The organism is Paraplanobispora siamensis, assembly GCF_016863175.1.
GTDB lineage: Bacteria > Actinomycetota > Actinomycetes > Streptosporangiales > Streptosporangiaceae > Planobispora > Planobispora siamensis.
On sequence record NZ_BOOJ01000012.1, the window covers coordinates 184,828 to 200,984 of the forward strand.

General features: G+C 73.3%; 10 protein-coding genes. 3 read left to right on the plus strand and 7 right to left on the minus strand.

Annotation, left to right across the window (positions count from 1 at the left end; genetic code table 11):
• Positions 1-95: 95 nt before the first annotated feature.
• The 3 genes from Psi01_RS06450 to Psi01_RS06460 form a co-directional block, all read right to left on the minus strand.
• Positions 96-3,461 (minus strand): DEAD/DEAH box helicase, encoded by a 3,366-nt coding sequence (locus Psi01_RS06450; RefSeq protein ID WP_204063010.1) that lies wholly within the window; start codon positions 3,459-3,461, stop codon positions 96-98.
• A 149-nt stretch (positions 3,462-3,610) separates the two neighbouring features.
• Positions 3,611-4,429 carry an ABC transporter permease gene (locus Psi01_RS06455; RefSeq protein WP_239127185.1) on the minus strand — a complete coding sequence of 273 codons (819 nt, stop codon included), beginning with the start codon at positions 4,427-4,429 and terminating at the stop codon, positions 3,611-3,613.
• Positions 4,426-5,391, minus strand: a complete 966-nt coding sequence (locus tag Psi01_RS06460; protein WP_204063011.1) for an ATP-binding cassette domain-containing protein — start codon at positions 5,389-5,391, stop codon at positions 4,426-4,428. Before Psi01_RS06460 ends, Psi01_RS06455 begins: the two co-directional genes overlap by 4 nt.
• A gap of 210 nt (positions 5,392-5,601) precedes the next feature.
• Here Psi01_RS06460 and Psi01_RS06465 point away from each other — a divergent pair, with 210 nt between their 5' ends.
• Both Psi01_RS06465 and Psi01_RS06475 read left to right on the plus strand, forming a co-directional pair.
• Positions 5,602-6,174: a PH domain-containing protein gene (locus Psi01_RS06465; RefSeq protein ID WP_239127190.1), complete on the plus strand. Its 573-nt coding sequence runs from the start codon at positions 5,602-5,604 to the stop codon at positions 6,172-6,174.
• Between the two features lie 380 nt (positions 6,175-6,554).
• Positions 6,555-8,576, plus strand: coding sequence for a PH domain-containing protein (locus Psi01_RS06475; protein WP_239127194.1), 2,022 nt, complete (start codon positions 6,555-6,557; stop codon positions 8,574-8,576).
• 160 nt (positions 8,577-8,736) lie between these two features.
• Here Psi01_RS06475 and sepH read toward each other — a convergent pair whose 3' ends face one another.
• The 3 genes from sepH to Psi01_RS06490 form a co-directional block, all read right to left on the minus strand.
• Positions 8,737-10,689, minus strand: a complete 1,953-nt coding sequence (gene sepH, locus Psi01_RS06480; RefSeq protein ID WP_204063012.1) for a septation protein SepH — start codon at positions 10,687-10,689, stop codon at positions 8,737-8,739.
• Between the two features lie 484 nt (positions 10,690-11,173).
• Complete coding sequence (locus tag Psi01_RS06485) at positions 11,174-12,472, minus strand: D-arabinono-1,4-lactone oxidase (protein ID WP_204063013.1); 1,299 nt, start codon at positions 12,470-12,472, stop codon at positions 11,174-11,176.
• Positions 12,473-12,487: 15 nt separating this feature from the next.
• Positions 12,488-13,684: an MFS transporter gene (locus Psi01_RS06490; protein WP_204063014.1), complete on the minus strand. Its 1,197-nt coding sequence runs from the start codon at positions 13,682-13,684 to the stop codon at positions 12,488-12,490.
• A gap of 144 nt (positions 13,685-13,828) precedes the next feature.
• Between Psi01_RS06490 and Psi01_RS06495 the strand changes: the two genes are divergently transcribed.
• Complete coding sequence (locus Psi01_RS06495; protein WP_204063015.1) at positions 13,829-15,085, plus strand: lytic transglycosylase domain-containing protein; 1,257 nt, start codon at positions 13,829-13,831, stop codon at positions 15,083-15,085.
• Between the two features lie 43 nt (positions 15,086-15,128).
• On the opposite strand, the gene Psi01_RS06500 is transcribed toward Psi01_RS06495, so the two are convergent.
• A complete protein-coding gene (locus tag Psi01_RS06500; protein WP_204063016.1) occupies positions 15,129-16,118 on the minus strand; it encodes a ferrochelatase in 990 nt (329 codons plus the stop codon).
• Positions 16,119-16,157 lie beyond the last annotated feature (39 nt).

Below are 16,157 nucleotides of genomic sequence, written 5' to 3' on the forward strand. Positions count from 1 at the left end.
CCCCGCTCCTCCCGCGTCCCATCCCGGCGTACGGCTCCCGCTCCGTGCGGGTCTCCGGTCCGGGCCCCATCGTGATGTACGGCTCCCGGCCCATGTCAGCTCACCGCTCCGGGGCCGAGGGTGAACAGTTCGCGGAGCCGTTCGGTGGACAGATCGGAGATCCAGTCCTCACCCGTGCCGACCACGCTCTCGGCGAGCGACCTCTTGCGCTCGATCATCTCGTCGATCCGCTCCTCCAGGGTGTCCACGCAGATGAACTTCCTGACCTGCACGTTCCTGGTCTGGCCGATCCGGAAGGCCCGGTCGGTCGCCTGCTCCTCCACCGCCGGGTTCCACCACCGGTCCACGTGGATCACATGATTGGCGGCGGTCAGGTTGAGCCCGGTCCCGGCGGCCTTCAGCGACAGCAGGAACAGCATGGGCTCGTCGTCGTTCTGGAAGCGTTCGACCAGGGCCTCGCGCCTGCTCCTGGACAGCCCCCCGTGCAGCCACAGCACCGGCCGGTCCAGGTGGGCGGCGAGGTAGGGCGCGAGGAGGGAGCCGAACTCGGCGTACTGGGTGAACACCAGGGCCTTGTCGCCCTCCTCGACGACCTCCGCGGCGATCTCCTCCAGCCGGGCCAGCTTCCCCGACCGGCCGGCCAGGGGGGAGCCGTCCTTGAGCAGGTGGGCGGGGTGGTTGCAGATCTGCTTGAGCCGGGTCATCGTCGCCATGACGTTGCCGTGCCGTTCGATGCCCTCGCTGCCGTCGATCTTGACGAGCATGTCGTCGACCACCGCCCTGTACAGCTCCGCCTGCTCGGGGGTGAGCGTGCACCAGACCTTCATCTCCAGCTTCTCGGGCAGGTCGGAGATGATCGACCGGTCGGTCTTGAGGCGCCGCAGTACGAACGGCCCGGTGGCCCGCTTCAGCGCCCGGGTGGCGTCCTCGTCGCCCCTGGTCTCGATCGGCTCGCGATAGCGCAGGTGGAAGCGCTTGGCGGGGCCGAGCAGGCCGGGATTGCAGAACTCCATGATCGACCAGAGTTCGGCGAGGTGGTTCTCGACCGGCGTGCCGGTCAGTGCCAGGCGGGTCCGGGCCGGGATCGAGCGCACCGCCCGCGACTGCAGCGCCGCGCTGTTCTTGATCGCCTGCGCCTCGTCGCAGACGACCCGGTCCCACTCCAGCCGGGCCAGCGCCCCGAGGTCCCGCAGGGCCGTGCCGTAGGTGGTGATGACCAGGTCGGCCTCCCGTACGGCCGCCGCCAGCTCCTCCCCGCGCATGCGGGCCCCGCCGTGGTGGACGTAGACCCGCAGCGAGGGGGCGAACCTGGCGGCCTCCTTGCGCCAGTTGCCGATCAGCGACATCGGGCAGACGAGCAGCGTCGGCGGCGGCCCGCCCGCCGTACGCTCGGCCAGCAGCAGGGACAGCGTCTGCGCCGTCTTGCCCAGGCCCATGTCGTCGGCCAGCACGCCGCCGAGGCCGAGCCGCGACAGGAAGCTCAGCCATGACAGGCCCCGCTCCTGGTAGGGGCGGAGGGTGCCCCGGAAGGCGTCCGGGGTGGCGACGGGGGTCAGACGGCGGTCGGCCTCGCCGGAGAACAGGTCGCCGAGGAAACCGTCGGCGTCCACGCCGACCAGCGGCAGTTCCTCGTCACCGCCCTCCACGATCTCCCGGATCACCTGCCCCACGGTCGTCTCGCCGCCGCCTCGCCGTCCGACGGCCCGCATGGCCGCCTTGAGCTGGACGTCGTCGAGCTCGACCCACCGGTCCCCGATCCGGACGAGGGGAATCCGGCGGGCGGCCAGCTCGGCCAGCTCCTCCTCGCCGATCGTGTGATCGCCGATGGCCACCTCGACCCGGACGCTCACCGCGCCCTCCAGCCCGGCTCCCGGATCGTCACCGGTCATGCGGGCGGTCAGCTTGAGCCCCAGCCCCTGACGCCCGGCCCAGGCGGGCAGCAGCACGCCGTACCCGGCGGCCCGCAGAACGGGGGCGCCGTGACGCAGGAACGAGAACGCCCAGGCCGTCTCCACCGTCAGCCCGGACGGCTCCGGATCGCGCAGCGCGAGGTGCAGGTCGGGATGGAGCCGTACGGCACGCCCGAGCTCGGCGCGCAGAAGCTCCAGCGGCCGCTCGGGCAGCCACGCCGCCCGTTCCCCGGAACGGATCCGATCGGCGGACAGGTACGGGGCCTCCGCCCCCGCCTCCTGCGGTCCCGAGGCGGGGACACCGGATGAGGCGGGCAGGTGGTGGGTCCCGGAGTCCGTTTCCCGTGCTCCGGAGGGGGCGGCACCGGACGAGGGGGGCCGGTGGCGGGTCCCCGCCTCCGGTCCGTGCGGTCTCGCGGGGAAGGCACCGGACGGCGCCAGGCCGAACTCCACCCTCCAGAGGTCGTCGTCCCCGGCCGGCTCGATCAGCCGGAAGCAGGCGCGGACCGGGCCGTCCAGCTCGTGAGCCGCGGCGAACCACCCGTCCAGGGCCCGGCCCAGCTCCGCCGCCTCGGCCGGCCTGGCCGCCGGGAGTGAGGCGTCCTCGCCGGTCAGCGCGTGCAGCCAGCGGTCGGGCAGCGCCGTCTTCGTCCCCGGCCGGGGGCCGGTGATCAGGCGGTCGGGCAGCGACGACCGCGCCGCGCCGTCCGCCAGCCCGTCCAGGGCCTCGCGCAGCACCTCCGCGGACGGCCGCTCCTCGCCTGCGGCACGGCAGACCGGCGGCATCGCGGCGGCGAGGGCCCGGAAGGCGGCCCGGTCGTCCCCGGTCAGCACCGGCCGCCAGCGGGCGGCGTGCACGCCGTGCTCGACCGTGAGCTGGGGCAGGATCCGGCCCCGCCGTACCAGGGAGCGGGCGTGCTCGGCCACGACGGCGAGATAACGCAGCGACAGGCCCGGGATCCACCGGGGCGCCTGCCCGAACCCGCCGCCGAGGGCGCCGGGGAAGACCGGAAGGCCGGGGCCGGTCGCGGTGTCACCCGATTGGAGCGTCAGGTCCGGGTCCGGGCCTGTTCCGGCGTCGCCGGGCTGGGGCGGCGAGGTGAGTTCCGGGTCGGCCACGCTGCCGCCCGGCTGGAGTGTCAGGACCTCGTCGAGGAGGCGCAGGGCCTCGGCGGGGGGAAGCAGGAGGGCGGGGACGCGCCAGGGGAGGATCCTGGGCTTCCGCGCCGTGGCGGAGAGTCCCGACTCGGGCGACGGTGACGGGCCTTTCGCCGACCCCGGCAGGAGAAGGACCAGCTCTGCCGCCCGGTCCGCCCCGGCGGTCGCCGCGAGAGCGGTCCGCCCGTCGTCGGCGGCAGGGTGGTTGTCGGCGGCGGTCGGGAGAGGGCCTGGGCCGCCGGTGGGGAACAGGGCGGAGGCGAGGAGGTGGGCGGGGGTCGCGAAGGGGTGGGGGCGCGAGGTTGCGCGGGAGACGGGAACGGGGCCCCGGGCGGTGTCCTCCGCCCAGAGCCCCAGTTTGCCGTCCACCCACGCGCCATGGACCACCAGCACGCGACCACCCCGCCTTCCGCCGACCTGTCCGGGGCGGCCCGCCCCGGACGCGCCCCCCGCGGACGCATCTGAGGGATCATGCCACGGCGGGCCCGCGGAGTCGCGTTCTTATATGTGGCCTTGTGCGCGGTTCATGCACGATGTGCAGGTCATACGCGGTTGCGGAAGGCGCGGATCGCCAGGGGGGCGAAGACCACGGCGAACCCGGCCGCCCAGAGCAGGGAGATCATCGTGGGCGCCGCGACCTCGCCGCCGATCATCAGACCGCGGATGGCGTCGGCCAGGTGGGTGACCGGGTTGATGTCGGACCAGGTCTCCAGCCAGCTCGGGAAGGTCTGCGACGGCACCAGCGCGCTGCTGGTGAACGTCAGCGGCATCATCGTCGAGAAGGCGATCATCTGCACCTTCTCCGGGCTGGAGGCCTTCAGGCCGATCAGCACCGACATCCACGACATCGCCAGGGCGACCACCACCAGCAGCGCCAGGGCGCCCAGCAGACCGGCCACGCTGGTCTCGACCCGGAAGCCCAGGACCATGCCGAAGCCGACGAGCAGGGCGAAGGCCCACACCTGCTTGACGGTGTCGGCGATGATCCGCCCGGACAGCGGCGCGGTGCGGGCGATGGGCAGGCTCCGCAGCCGGTCGAAGACGCCCTTGGTGATGTCGGTGTTCAGGCCGATCGCGGTGGACAGCGTGTAGAACAGGGCGTTCTGCACCAGGAGTCCGGGCAGCGCGAACTGCAGATAGTCACCCGTCGACCCGGAGATCGCGCCGCCGAACACGTAGGTGAACAGCAGCAGGAACATGATGGGCTGGATGCTCAGGTCGAGCAGCTCCCAGGGGTTGTGCTTGACCTGCACCAGGCTGCGCCAGGAGAGCGTCATGGTCTGCCTGAGCGTGGCCAGCGGGGTGACGTGCCTGCCGGTGGCCGGCATCGTCGTCGTGGCCGCCGTCGTCATCGTCGTCATGCGAAGACCTCCTCCTTCTCCCCGGCGGACTCCTCGGCCCGGTGGCCGGTCAGGGCCAGGAACACCTCGTCGAGGCTGGACTTGCGCAGCGCCAGCTCGGTCGCGACGACGCCCAGGTCGTCGAGCCGGCGGACGACTGCGGGAACGGCCGCCGGATCGTGGACGGACACGGTGACCCTGCCGCCGCCCAGGTCGGGGGTCTCGCCGATGACGTCGGTGACGACCTGCGCGACCAGGTCGAGGTGGGCGGCCTCCAGCGGGCGGACCTCCAGGACCTGCGCGCCGGTGGTCGCCTTCAGCTCGTCGGAGGTGCCCGAGGCGATCACCCTGCCGTGGTCGAAGACCACGATGTCGTCGGCGAGCTGGTCGGCCTCCTCGAGGTACTGGGTGGTGAGCAGGACCGTCACCCCGTCGGCCATCAGGCCGCGCACGACGCTCCACAGCTCCGTGCGGCTCCGGGGGTCGAGGCCGGTGGTGGGCTCGTCGAGGAACAGCACCTGCGGCCGCCCGACCAGGCTGGCCGCCAGGTCCAGACGGCGGCGCATGCCGCCCGAGTAGGTCTTGGTGGCCCGCCCGCCGGCCTCCGACAGGTCGAACCTCGCCAGCAGCTCCTCCGCCCTGCGCCGGGAGTCGGCCCTCGACATGCCGAGCAGGCGGCCGATCATCATGAGGTTCTCGGCGCCGGTGAGCATCTCGTCCACGGCGGCGTACTGTCCGGTGAGGCCGATGAGCGAGCGCACCCGGTGGGCGTCCTTCGTCACGTCGAAGCCGCCGACCGTGGCCCGGCCCTCGTCCGGGCGCAGCAGGGTCGCCAGGATCCGCACGGCGGTGGTCTTGCCCGCGCCGTTCGGTCCCAGGACGCCGAGGAGGCGTCCCTGCGGCACCGCGAGGTCGACTCCGTCGAGCGCCCGGGTCTCCCCGTAGCGCTTGGCCAAGCCTTCCGCCTGGATGGCATACCGCATGATTCGTTTCTCCTTCGTCGGCTCGTTCATCAAGCATGGCGAGCCCCACTGACACTTTTCCGACCGCGCGCTGACGCGGGGACGGGGCCGCTGACATATGGCTGACACGGCCCTCTCACCCGCCGGAACATGACCCTTTAGGCTGATGGTGTGGACGACCAAAGCGGCGCGAAAAGGGACATAGAAGACGGAACGCGCAGAGGTGGCGGAGTGGGCGAACACCCTCGTCCGGCCGGGCGGACGGCGGGCGTCCCCCTGCGCGACCCGGCCCACCCGGTGTCCCGCCGGGCCATCGGCCTGTGGCTGCTGCAAGGGGTGATCTGGACGGCGATCCTGACCCTCGTCGCGTACCTTCTGGCCGGTTGGATCGGCAACGCCTCCTGGCTGGCCGGCGGGGCCGGTGACAACTCCTGGCTGCCCGGCTGGGTGGCCGGCAACATCGACCTCCTGCCGTGGCTGACGGGGATCGTCCTGCTCGGCCTGACGGTCACCGAGTCGTTGTGGCGCTACGCGACGCACCGCTGGGAGCTCACCGGGGACGTGGTCTACGCGCGGTCGGGCTGGATCAGCCGGGACTGGGTCTTCGTGCCGGTGAGTCGGATCCAGACCGTGGACAAGGCTCAGGGCTGGTTCGAGCGGATGTTCGGCCTGGCCACGGTGGAGATCCGTACGGCCTCCCACGCGGGATCGTCCACGATCAAGGGCCTCGACTACGAGGTGGCCGCCGGCCTCGCCGCCGAACTCGCCCGCCGAGCCGAGGAACTGAGGGACGACGCGACGTGATCGACCCGTCCACCCCCGAACCGGTCCGCTCCGAACCGGTCCATCCGGAACCATCCGTCTCCGACTCATCCGCCTCCGGGCCGGTCCATTCCAACCTGTCCGGCTCCCGACCGGTCCGTCCCGGTTCGCCTCAAGCAGGGCCATCCGGCCCCGGCGTGTCCGCTTCCGGACCGCCCGGGGCGGAGCCGCCCGCTTCCGGACCGCCCGGCCCTGACTCGCCCGCTCCTGGGGCTCCAGGTCCTGATTCGCCCGTTCCCGGGGCTCCAGGCTTCGGCGCGTCCGCTCCCGGGCAGATCATTCCTGGGGCTCCCGGTCTCGGGCCGTCCGCTCCGGGGCCGTACGGCGTGCCGGCCGTGCCGGCGTTGCGGCTCAGTCCGAAGATGCTGCTGACCTATCCGATCCGGATGCTGCCCTCGCTCTTCCTGCCGCTGGCCGGCGTCCTGTTCATCGGCGGGTTCTCGCCCGGCTCGTTCGCGTGGGCGGCGTTCGCCATCGTGGGCTCCGTCGTCTACTCCGCCGTGCGCTGGGCGACCTTCACCTACCAGGTCGTCGGCGACCGGCTGGAGCTCACCCGGGCGCTGATCAGCCGGTCGGTGCGGACGATCCCGCTGGAGCGGGTGCGCGGCGTCGACGTCAGCATGCCGCCGTTGCACCGCCTGCTCGGCATCGCCGTACTGAGGATCGACACCGGCGCGGGCGGCTCCGACAAGCAGGAGGGCGAGCTCGACGGCGTGACCGTGGCCGAGGCCGAGCGGCTCAAGGCCGTACTGCTCTGGCACGCCCGTGCCCGCATGGCCCGGCGCGCCGCGGCGGCGCAGGGGAGTGCCGCGGAGGCCACGGGGCACGGTACGGCGGGCGGCGCGCTGACCGGTGCTCCCGGCGCGTACGGTCCGGGCATCCCGCTGACCGGCGCTCCCGGAACGGACGTCCCCGGGATCGGCGGCCCCGGAACGGGCGGTGCCGAGATCCCGGGCACCGCTGGTCCCGCTGGTCCCGGTGGTCCCGGTGGTCCCGGTATCCCCGATGGTCCCGGTATGGGAGGGGCGGGCGTTCCAGCCGCCGGCGGCTCGGGCGCGGGCGGCGTGAGCGTCCCGTTCGGCGGTCCGGGCATGGGCGTCCCGGCCGGGATGATGCCGGGCGCCGCGGGATCCGCGGAAGTCCGTCACGAGGTCGGGGAGACGACCCCCGAACGCGTGTTCCTCGCGGTGCCGCGTAAGTGGCTCACCTACGGCCCTCTGTCGGGGGCGTACCTGCTCACCCCCTTCGCGCTGGTGGCCGGTGCCGTGGGCGCCGCCTTCCAGTGGGGCGAAGAGCTCAACATCGACCGGCGGATCCTGTGGAACGCGGGGGAGTGGCTGTGGGAGCATCCCCTGCTGCTGGTCGCGGGCTTCGCCGTGTTGCTGCTGGCCATGCCGGTCGTCAGCGTGGTGATGTACTCCGTTTTCAACTGGGACTTCACCCTGCGGGCGCGCGAGGGCTATCTCGTGGCGGACCGCGGCCTGGTCAACCGCAGGAGCGTCTCGCTGGAGCGCCGCAGGGTACGCGGGTTCGAGCTGGTCGAGGGCCCGGCCGAGCGCAGGACGGGCATGGCCAGGGCGTGGGCGATCGTCACCGGCCTCGGTGACTCGGAGACCCGCGGCCAGCTGCTGCCGGTGGTGCCGCGCGAGGTGGCGCTCGAGGTGGTCGGGGAGGCGATCGGCCCGATCATGACGAGCCTGCGCCCCCACCCCCCGGCGGCACGCAGGCGCAGGCTGTTCAGGGCGATCTTCCCGTGGCTGGTGGTCGCCGCGTGCGCGACGGCGGCGGCCGTGACCTGGTCCGGGTTCTGGTGGGCACTCGCGGCGCCCGCCCTGGTCCTGGCGGCGCTGGGCGTGCCGCTCGGCCTCGACCGCTACCGCTCGCTCGGGCACACCTACGACGGCTCCCGCCTGTCGGTCAGGTCCGGATCGCTGCGCCGGTCCCAGGCGGTGGTGGAGCGGCGTGCGGTGGTCGGCTGGTCACTCAGCCAGACCTGGTTCCAGCGCAGGGCCGGGCTGCTGACCGTGACCGCGGGGGTGGGCGCGGGCACCGGCGGCTACGCCGCCCTGGACACGGGAGAGGCCCAGGGCGTCGACTTCATCGCCGAGGTCACCCCCGACTGGCTCGCCCCGTTCATCGCCTCCACCCCACCCGGAACCACCGACCAGCCGAACGCCTCCGAGCCGCCCGAGACCGCCCCGGCGCCGAGGGCCTCCACCTCGCCCGGAACCTCCGAGCCGCCGACGGCTTCCGGGCCGCCGAAGGGCTCGTCGCCCACGGTCTCCGAGCCGTCCGAGAGCGCCCCACCGCCGAGGGCCGCCGAATCACGCGGAAGCGCCGAGTCGCCGGAGGTCTCCGGGCGGCCGTCGGCGACCTCTGATTGAGCGTCACCGGTAGTTGGGCGAACGGCCGAGCATCACCGGTAGCCGATCGGATGTTTCCGGGTGATAGCCGGAGGTGACCTCCGGTCTGAACGCCGATCGCCCCACGGTGGGGCCGCCGGTGGTGTCGGCGGCCGTCGTGGGGCGTGTACGGCGTGGGCGGTCAGTCCGGGCGGCGGGCGCCGAACATGATCTCGTCCCAGGTCGGCACGGAGGCGCGGCGGCCCCGGGACTTCTTCGCCGGACGGGCGGGCTTGGGCACCGGTGCGGGCGCGGGGGCCGGCGGCTCCGCGGCCGCGGCGGGCTGCTCGGCCGCGGGGGGCTCGGCGGGCTTGCCCGTGTGCGTCTCCTGCGCGGGCTCCGCCGGCGCCGTGCCACCCTCCGAGGGCTTGCCGTTCAGCTTGTCCACGCTGACCCGGGCCGCGGGAACCGCGATCGACGAGTCGGCGGCCGGTTCGGCCTCCGGCGCCGGTCCGGCGGCGGGCCTGCGGTCGGGAGCGGTCTCCCCGGCCTCCTCGTCGGCCCTGGCACCGGTGCCGGTGTCGGTCCGTACGCCGTCGTCCGCGCCAGTCCCCGCCGTCGCGGCGGGATCGGACCCGGTCTCGGGCGTGCGGACGTCGCCGGTCGGCGCCTCGGAGGGACGGGATCCACCCTGCGCCTCCGCAGCGGAACGGGATCCGCTCTCGACGGCGGGGCCGGACGCGCTCTCGGCGATGGGACGGGGCGCACTCTCCGCCTCGGGGGCGCGGTCGCCCGCCGTCTCCGCCGCGGCACCGGACGCGGCGGCCTGGCCGGTCCCTTCCGCCGGGGCGGTGGGCGCGGGCACCGTGACGCCTGCGGAGGCCGTGCCCTGCCCGGACGCCGCCTCCGGGGAGGACGTCTGCTCGGACGGGGTCCGGGAGGCGCTCGCGGGGTCGCCGGACGCGGCGGTCGTGGCGGCGGAGTCCGGCCGTGCGGGCTCGGAGGGGGCCGTCACGGGCTCGGAGGCCCGCAGGGCGGACTCGGATGTCACGGCCGGTCCCGGAGCGGGCTCCGTGGCCCTGACGGGCGCCGCAGCCGCAGGGGTCTCCTGGGCCGGCGCGGTCCTGGCCGAGGGCCTGAGAGGCTCCGGGGCGGACGGGCCGGGGGCGCGCAGCGGCGGCACCGCGGGGATGGACGGGCCGTCGAACCCCTCCGGCAGCGGAGGCATCGGCGGGCGCTCGTAAGGCTTGGGCGCTTCCGGGGCGGCCTTGGGCAGCTCGGGGGCGGGCAGCTCGGAAGCGGCGCGGCCCGTGCCGGCGGCGGGCAGCTCCGACGCCGCGGGCAGCTCCGGCGCCACGGGCAGTTCGGCGGCCGCGGGCGTGTCGGGCCGGAAGTACGGCGCCGGCGACTCGGGCTGCTGGTAGGCCGGCCGGGCCGGGGTCGCGGGCTCCTGCCGGATGACCGTGGGGAAGGACACCGGCGGCTGGTTCAGCGGCTCGGATCCCAGCGGCGGCACCGGGGCGAGCTTGGCCGCCCGCGGCACGAACGGCGTGACCGTGTTGTCCTCGACCGGATCGACGTATTCGCTCGCCGACAGGCGCATGGCCTCGTCGTCGTGCGGGGTGATGTGGCGGCGGCGCGGGTCGAAGAGCCATTCGGCGTTGCGCGTGTGACCGTTCCACATGAAGCCGAGCTTGATCCGCCACAGGTTGTCGTCGCGCTTGGCGGAGTCCCAGTCGATCTCGTCGGCGGGCACGCCGCGCCGGGTCAGCCGCTCGGCGACGAGATCGCCGAGGGTCGGACCGGGGGAGGACTCGCCGGGCAGCCGTACGGCGCAGCGCTGTGCCTGCTGGGCCATGTACTCGCGTTCCTGGAGGACGGGACCCTCGAACCACCGCACGCGCTCGACCGGGATGCCCGCCGTCGCGGCGATCTCCTCCGCGGTCTCGCCTGCACGGATGCGAGCCTGGATCTCCTTCGGGCGCAACGGACTCTCCACTTCGATCTCGTACTGGCCGAGACGGGAGAAGTTGCCGCGGACGGCAGCACGGAGCCGGTCGTCGACGGGCAGCGTGAACCGGGTCCCCCGGCCGGCTGTCGCCAGCACGAGGTAGGTCCCGTCCTCGCTCACCGCGACGAGTCGGAGCTCCTGCATGCGAGTCCCTTCGTCGTCGTGCTCATTCTTCCCCCGGACCCTTGAGTCTCTCGCGTGTGCCGGTTGCCTGCCAGCACCGTACCCGGCATGTCCGAACATCGCCTTGCCGGAGGGGGCTAGCGATGATGTGACGCGCGTCACATTTACGTCTTTCATCCCTTACCGGTCACGAATATGGACTAGCAGGTCCGACGTTCCCCGGGGATTCTGCCGAATAACCCGTCGCGCCGCCGTGCACTTGGGCGAAGAGCCGGGATACGGCGGATCCGGACGGCAGGAGAAGATCATCTCCAGAGGGCTCCCTCGGGGTTCGGGACGGGCGAGGCCCTGTGAATGTGCCCGGGAAACGCGGTGCGGGAACCCCGGGACACGCGGGAGCGCCATTCTTCGCCGGAGCCTTGGCGCACCCTTTTACCGGCATGCCCTGTTCCGGGCATGGTTCCGGACGTGCCGTCCTCCACGCCCGGAACCGGACTGCGGCGGCTCAGGGGCCCAGAACGGTCTCCAGGTAGGCGTTGGAGAACAGGCGCCCCGGGTCCAGCCGGTCGCGCAGCGCCAGGAAGTCGGCGAAGCGCGGATAGACCGTGCTCAGATAGGCGGCGTCCCGGGTGTGCAGCTTGCCCCAGTGCGGGCGGCCGCCGAGCCGCGTCATGATCTCCTCGACGCCCTCGAAGTAGGCCGGATTGGGCGTGTGCCGGTAGATGTGGCAGGCGATGTAGGCCGTCTCCCGGTCGTAGGCGGTGGACAGCCAGGCGTCGGAGGCCGGGGTGACCCGTACCTCGACCGGGAAGGTGATCTTCCAGTCCCGCCGCTCGACCAGGTCGCGGGTCTCGCGCAGGGCCTGGGCGAGGTGGCGGCGCGGGACGGCGTACTCCATCTCCAGGAACCGCACCTCCCGCACGCTGGTGAAGACCCTGTAGGAGACGTCCGTGTGCGTGGACGCCGACAGCGCCGCCGCGGAGACCGCGTTGAGCCGGGGGATCGCGCCGGGCAGGCGCGCGCCCGCCGCGCACAGCACGCCGAACAGGGTGTTCTCCAGGAACCTGTTGTCCAGCCAGTGCTTGAACGCGCTCGGCGGGTTCGCCGGCCCCGGGCTGCGGTTGTTGCGCTTGGCCAGGCAGGTGTCGGTGTGCGGCAGCCAGAAGAAGTCCAGGTGCTCGTTCTTGGCGGTGATCTCGTCGAGCGAGTCGAGGATCGCGCTCAGCGCCATCGGCTCGCGGGTACTGCGCAGCAGGAACGACGGCTCGACCCGGAAGGTCACCGCCGTCAGCACGCCCAGCGCGCCCAGGCCCACCCGGGCGGCGTCGAACAGGTCGCGCCCGTCGCCGGTGTCGTCCGCGCGGACGGTGACGACCTCGCCGTCGGCGAGCACCAGCTCCAGCGCGAGCACCTGGTCGGCCAGCCCGCCGACGTCCCGGCCGGTCCCGTGGGTGCCGGTCTGGATGGCGCCGGCCAGCGTCTGGTCGGTGATGTCGCCCATGTTCGCCAGGGCCAGGCCCATCCGGTGCAGTTCCTCGTTGAGCACCCGCAGCGGGGTGCCCGCCGCCGCCCTCACCCAGCCGTCGCCGGTCTCCAGGATCCCGGTCAGCCCGTGCGGCCGCAGCAGCAGGCCGTCGGTCAGCGCGACGCCGGTGAACGAGTGCCCGGTGCCGGTCATGCGCACCCGCCGCCCGGACGCCGAGGCGTCCCGTACGGCCCGCACGACCTCCTCCACCGAGGAGGGCGTACGGATCTCGGCGGGCGTGACGGACTGGTTGCCCGCCCAGTTACGGAACTCGCGCATAAATATGAACGGTACTCATGATTCCGGCGAAGCAACAGGGGCGCGCAGCGACGTGGAGCCCGCGATCCCGATGACCGCGGCCAGGATGGCGCAGCCGAAGGAGAACGCGTAGGCGCTGGAGGCGCCGAACTCGTCGGTGAGCCGCCCGCCGGCCCCGGCGCCGACCGCCACGCCGAACCCGACCGCGGTGGAGACCCAGGCCATCCCCTCGGTCAGCAGCGAGGGCGGGACCAGCCGCTCGATCAGCGAGTAGCCGGTGATGATCGTGGGGGAGATGGCCAGCCCGGCCAGGAACAGCGCCACCGCCATCACCCGCACGTCGCCGATCAGGGCGATCGGGGTCAGTCCCACCGCGAACACCACCAGCGCGCGCACGAACCGGCTGCGCAGGGAGATCTTCCAGTGCCGCGCGCCGTACCAGAGCCCGGAGACCATGCTGCCGGCCGCGACCGAGGCGAGCAGCAGCCCGGCCGCCGGCTTGACGCCGTGCTCCTCGGCGTAGGCGATGGTGATCACGTCCACCGAGCCGAATACCGCGCCCATGGCCAGGAAGACGCAGGAGATCAGGATGATCCCGGGGATCGTGATCGGGCTGCCGGAGTGCCGCTCGCCGACCCGGATCGGCGGCTCGGTGCCCCGCTGCATGGCGAAGACGAGGGTGCCCGCGACGGTGCACACCAGGGTCACGATCAGGCCCGCGAAGGGGTTGATCATGGTGGCCAGGGCGGTGACGAGCGCCGGGCCGGCGACGAAGATGACCTCGTCGGCCACCGACTCGAACGAGAACGCCGTGTGCAACTGGCCGGATCCGGCCAGCAGGTGGGTCCAGCGGGCGCGTACCAGCGAGCCCAGCGGCACCGCGGTCGCGCCGACCACGAGGCCGGTGAGGAAGAGGGTCCAGAAGGGAGCCCCGAACTCGACGCAGAGCATCAGGGCGGCCAGCGCGGCACCGTGCGTGATGACGAGCGGGACGATTACCCTGGCCTGACCGAATCTGTCCACCAGGCGTCCCATGAGGGGCGCGGCGATGGCGTAGGAGACGTTGACGGTGGCCGCGACCGCGCCCGCCATGCCGAACGAGTCGGTGAGAGCCTCGATGAGCAGCACGATGCCGATGCCGAGCATCGACATGGGCATCCGCCCGATGAAACCCGAGATCACGAAACCCTTGACACCGGGCGTGCTGAACAGCCCCCGGTACGGCCCGACCACCGATGCACCCCTTCCGCACGCCCCAGGCGTGGATCGCTCAGACTCTCGCCCACGAAACGGCCGCCCGGCAAGTGAGTTTTCCCACGACGGTACGAATCACGGCATGCTGGGGCAAACGCCGACAGAAAGGTGCGTCTTCCCGGGATGAGGATAGTGATCGTGGTGCTGGCCGGGCTGGCGGTCCTCGGGGCCGCCGCGGGCGCGGTGTTCCTGGCCGTGCGCCCCCTCCTGCCGGCCGCCGCCCCCGTGGCCAGGAGCGAGGTCCCCGACCTGGCGGTGCTCGCCCCGCAGGTCGGGCGCCCGCAGGCCGCTCCCGGTCAGGCCGCGCCTCCCGACCGGGCCGGCCCGACCGGGGCTCCCGACCGGGCCGGCCAGACCGGGGCTCCCGCCCAGGCCGCCACGCCGGCCCAGGCGGCCCCGGCCGCCGAGGGCCCCGGGATCTCCCTCACCCCGCCCCGGCTGATGGTGATCTCCCGCGCCACCCTCCCGGAGCGGACGAAGGAGGACATCGCCGGGCTCAAGCACGTCGAGAAGATCGCCTCCTTCGACGGCGGGGCGGTGACGCTGTCCGGGGCCGGCCTCAACCTGCTCGCGGTCGACCCGGCGATCTTCCGCGCCTGGGCGCCCAAGGGCGTGGCCGGTCAGCAGGAGGTCTGGAACGCGCTGCTGCGGGGCGAGGTCGTCGCCGACGGCGAGGCGGTGCGCCGCCTGGGACTGGTCCTGGGATCGCACTACCAGGTGGACGGCGGGCCCCGGCTGCGGGTCGCCGCCTCGGCCCGCCTCGGGCTGCCCGGCGTCGACGGGCTGGTGGGGGTGGAGACCGGGCGGCGGCTGGGACTGCTGCCCGGGGTGGCGCTGCTGGTGCACGCCCCGCGGAAGGCGGCCGGCACCCTGGAGACGGGGGTGCGCAAACTGCTGGGGGCGGGGCCCCAGGTGGTGGCGGTGGGCACCGGGAAGTCCGACGCGCAGGCGCCCGCCGCGACGGCGCGGCCGCAGGCGGCCGGCCGGGCGACCGTCGGGCGGCCCGGCAGCTATCTGGAGCTCTACCGCAGGTCGGCCGGGGTCTGTCCCGGCCTGTCCTGGACGGTGCTGGCCGCGATCGGGCAGGTGGAGAGCTCGCACGGGCGCAACAACGGCCCCTCGTCGGCGGGGGCGCAGGGCCCGATGCAGTTCATGCCCGCCACCTGGAAGGCGTACGGGGTGGACGGCGACGGGGACGGCGTCGCCGACATCTGGAGCCCCTACGACGCCGTGCCCTCGGCGGCCAACTATCTGTGCGCCAACGGCGCCGGACAGGGCGGGAAGAAGCTGGAGAAGGCCATCTGGTTCTACAACCACTCGTGGTCGTATGTGAGCAAGGTCATGGCCATCTCCGAGGCCTACGCCCGCACCTACCCCTGAACCCGGGCTGTCGGAACCCGGGCTGTCGGAACCCGGGCTGTCGCTAGCCCCGGGCCTCCTGCGGCGCCCGGCGGCGCGGCGGGGCCGGGCAGCAGGTCGCTCCGCAGGCCACGGGCTCCGGCTCGGCCAGCAGCTCGCCGACCATCGCCACGAACCTCGGGTGCGTGCCCGCCGTGGCGGCCCTGGTCAGCGGGAGGCCGAGCTTGGCGGCCATGTCCCTGGCCTCCACGTCGAGGTCGTAGACGACCTCCATGTGGTCGGAGACGAAGCCGATCGGCACCAGGACCACCGCCGGGGTGCCCCGCCCCGCGAGCTCCTCCAGGTGGTCGCAGACGTCGGGCTCCAGCCACGGGATGTGCGGGGCGCCGCTGCGGCTCTGCCAGACCAGGTCCCACTCGTGCCCGCCGCCCAGCCCGGCCGTGACCAGCCCGGCCGTCCGCAGCAGCTGGGCCTCGTAGAGCCCGCCGCCCGGCCCGGCCGTCCTGGCCATGGAGGTCGGGATGCTGTGCGCGGTGAAGACCAGGCGCGCGGCGTCGCGGTGCTCGGCGGGGAGCCGGTCCAGGGCCTCGCGCGTGTGGTCGACCATGGCCGCGACGAAGCCGGGGTGGTCGTGGTAGTGCCGGAGCTTGACGATCTCCGGGGCGCCCTCCACCGCCGCGCGGGCCAGGGCGATGTCGTCGATGTACTGCCGGCAGGAGGAGTAGGAGCCGTAGGCGGAGGTGACGAACGCCGCGGCCCTGCGCACGCCGTCGGCGGCCATCTGCCGCAGGGTGTCCTCCAGGTAGGGGTGCCAGTTGCGGTTGCCCCAGTAGATCGGCAGGTCGACGGTCGGCTCGACGGCCGCGATGAGGTCACGGCACTGCTGGTTGATCGGGCTGACCCCGCCGAACCGCTGGTAGTGCGCCTCGACCTCCAGCAGGCGCTCGCGGGGGATGTCACGGCCCCGCACCACGTTCTCCAGAAACGGCATCACGTCGTCCGGCTTCTCCGGGCCTCCGAACGAGACGACGAGAAGCGCGTCGTAAGTCCCCATGCGGTTCATCCAACCGCATGCGGGGCGTGGTCGGGGCAC

Excerpts from the sequence above, each read along its gene's own strand:
- Psi01_RS06455 (WP_239127185.1), bottom strand. The coding sequence starts at position 4,429 with ATGACGACGATGACGACGGCGGCCACGACGACGATGCCGGCCACCGGC.
- Psi01_RS06460 (WP_204063011.1), bottom strand. The coding sequence starts at position 5,391 with ATGCGGTATGCCATCCAGGCGGAAGGCTTGGCCAAGCGCTACGGGGAG.
- Psi01_RS06475 (WP_239127194.1), top strand. The coding sequence starts at position 6,555 with ATGCTGCTGACCTATCCGATCCGGATGCTGCCCTCGCTCTTCCTGCCG.
- sepH (WP_204063012.1), bottom strand. The coding sequence starts at position 10,689 with ATGCAGGAGCTCCGACTCGTCGCGGTGAGCGAGGACGGGACCTACCTC.
- Psi01_RS06485 (WP_204063013.1), bottom strand. The coding sequence starts at position 12,472 with ATGCGCGAGTTCCGTAACTGGGCGGGCAACCAGTCCGTCACGCCCGCC.
- Psi01_RS06495 (WP_204063015.1), top strand. The coding sequence starts at position 13,829 with ATGAGGATAGTGATCGTGGTGCTGGCCGGGCTGGCGGTCCTCGGGGCC.
- Psi01_RS06500 (WP_204063016.1), bottom strand. The coding sequence starts at position 16,118 with ATGGGGACTTACGACGCGCTTCTCGTCGTCTCGTTCGGAGGCCCGGAG.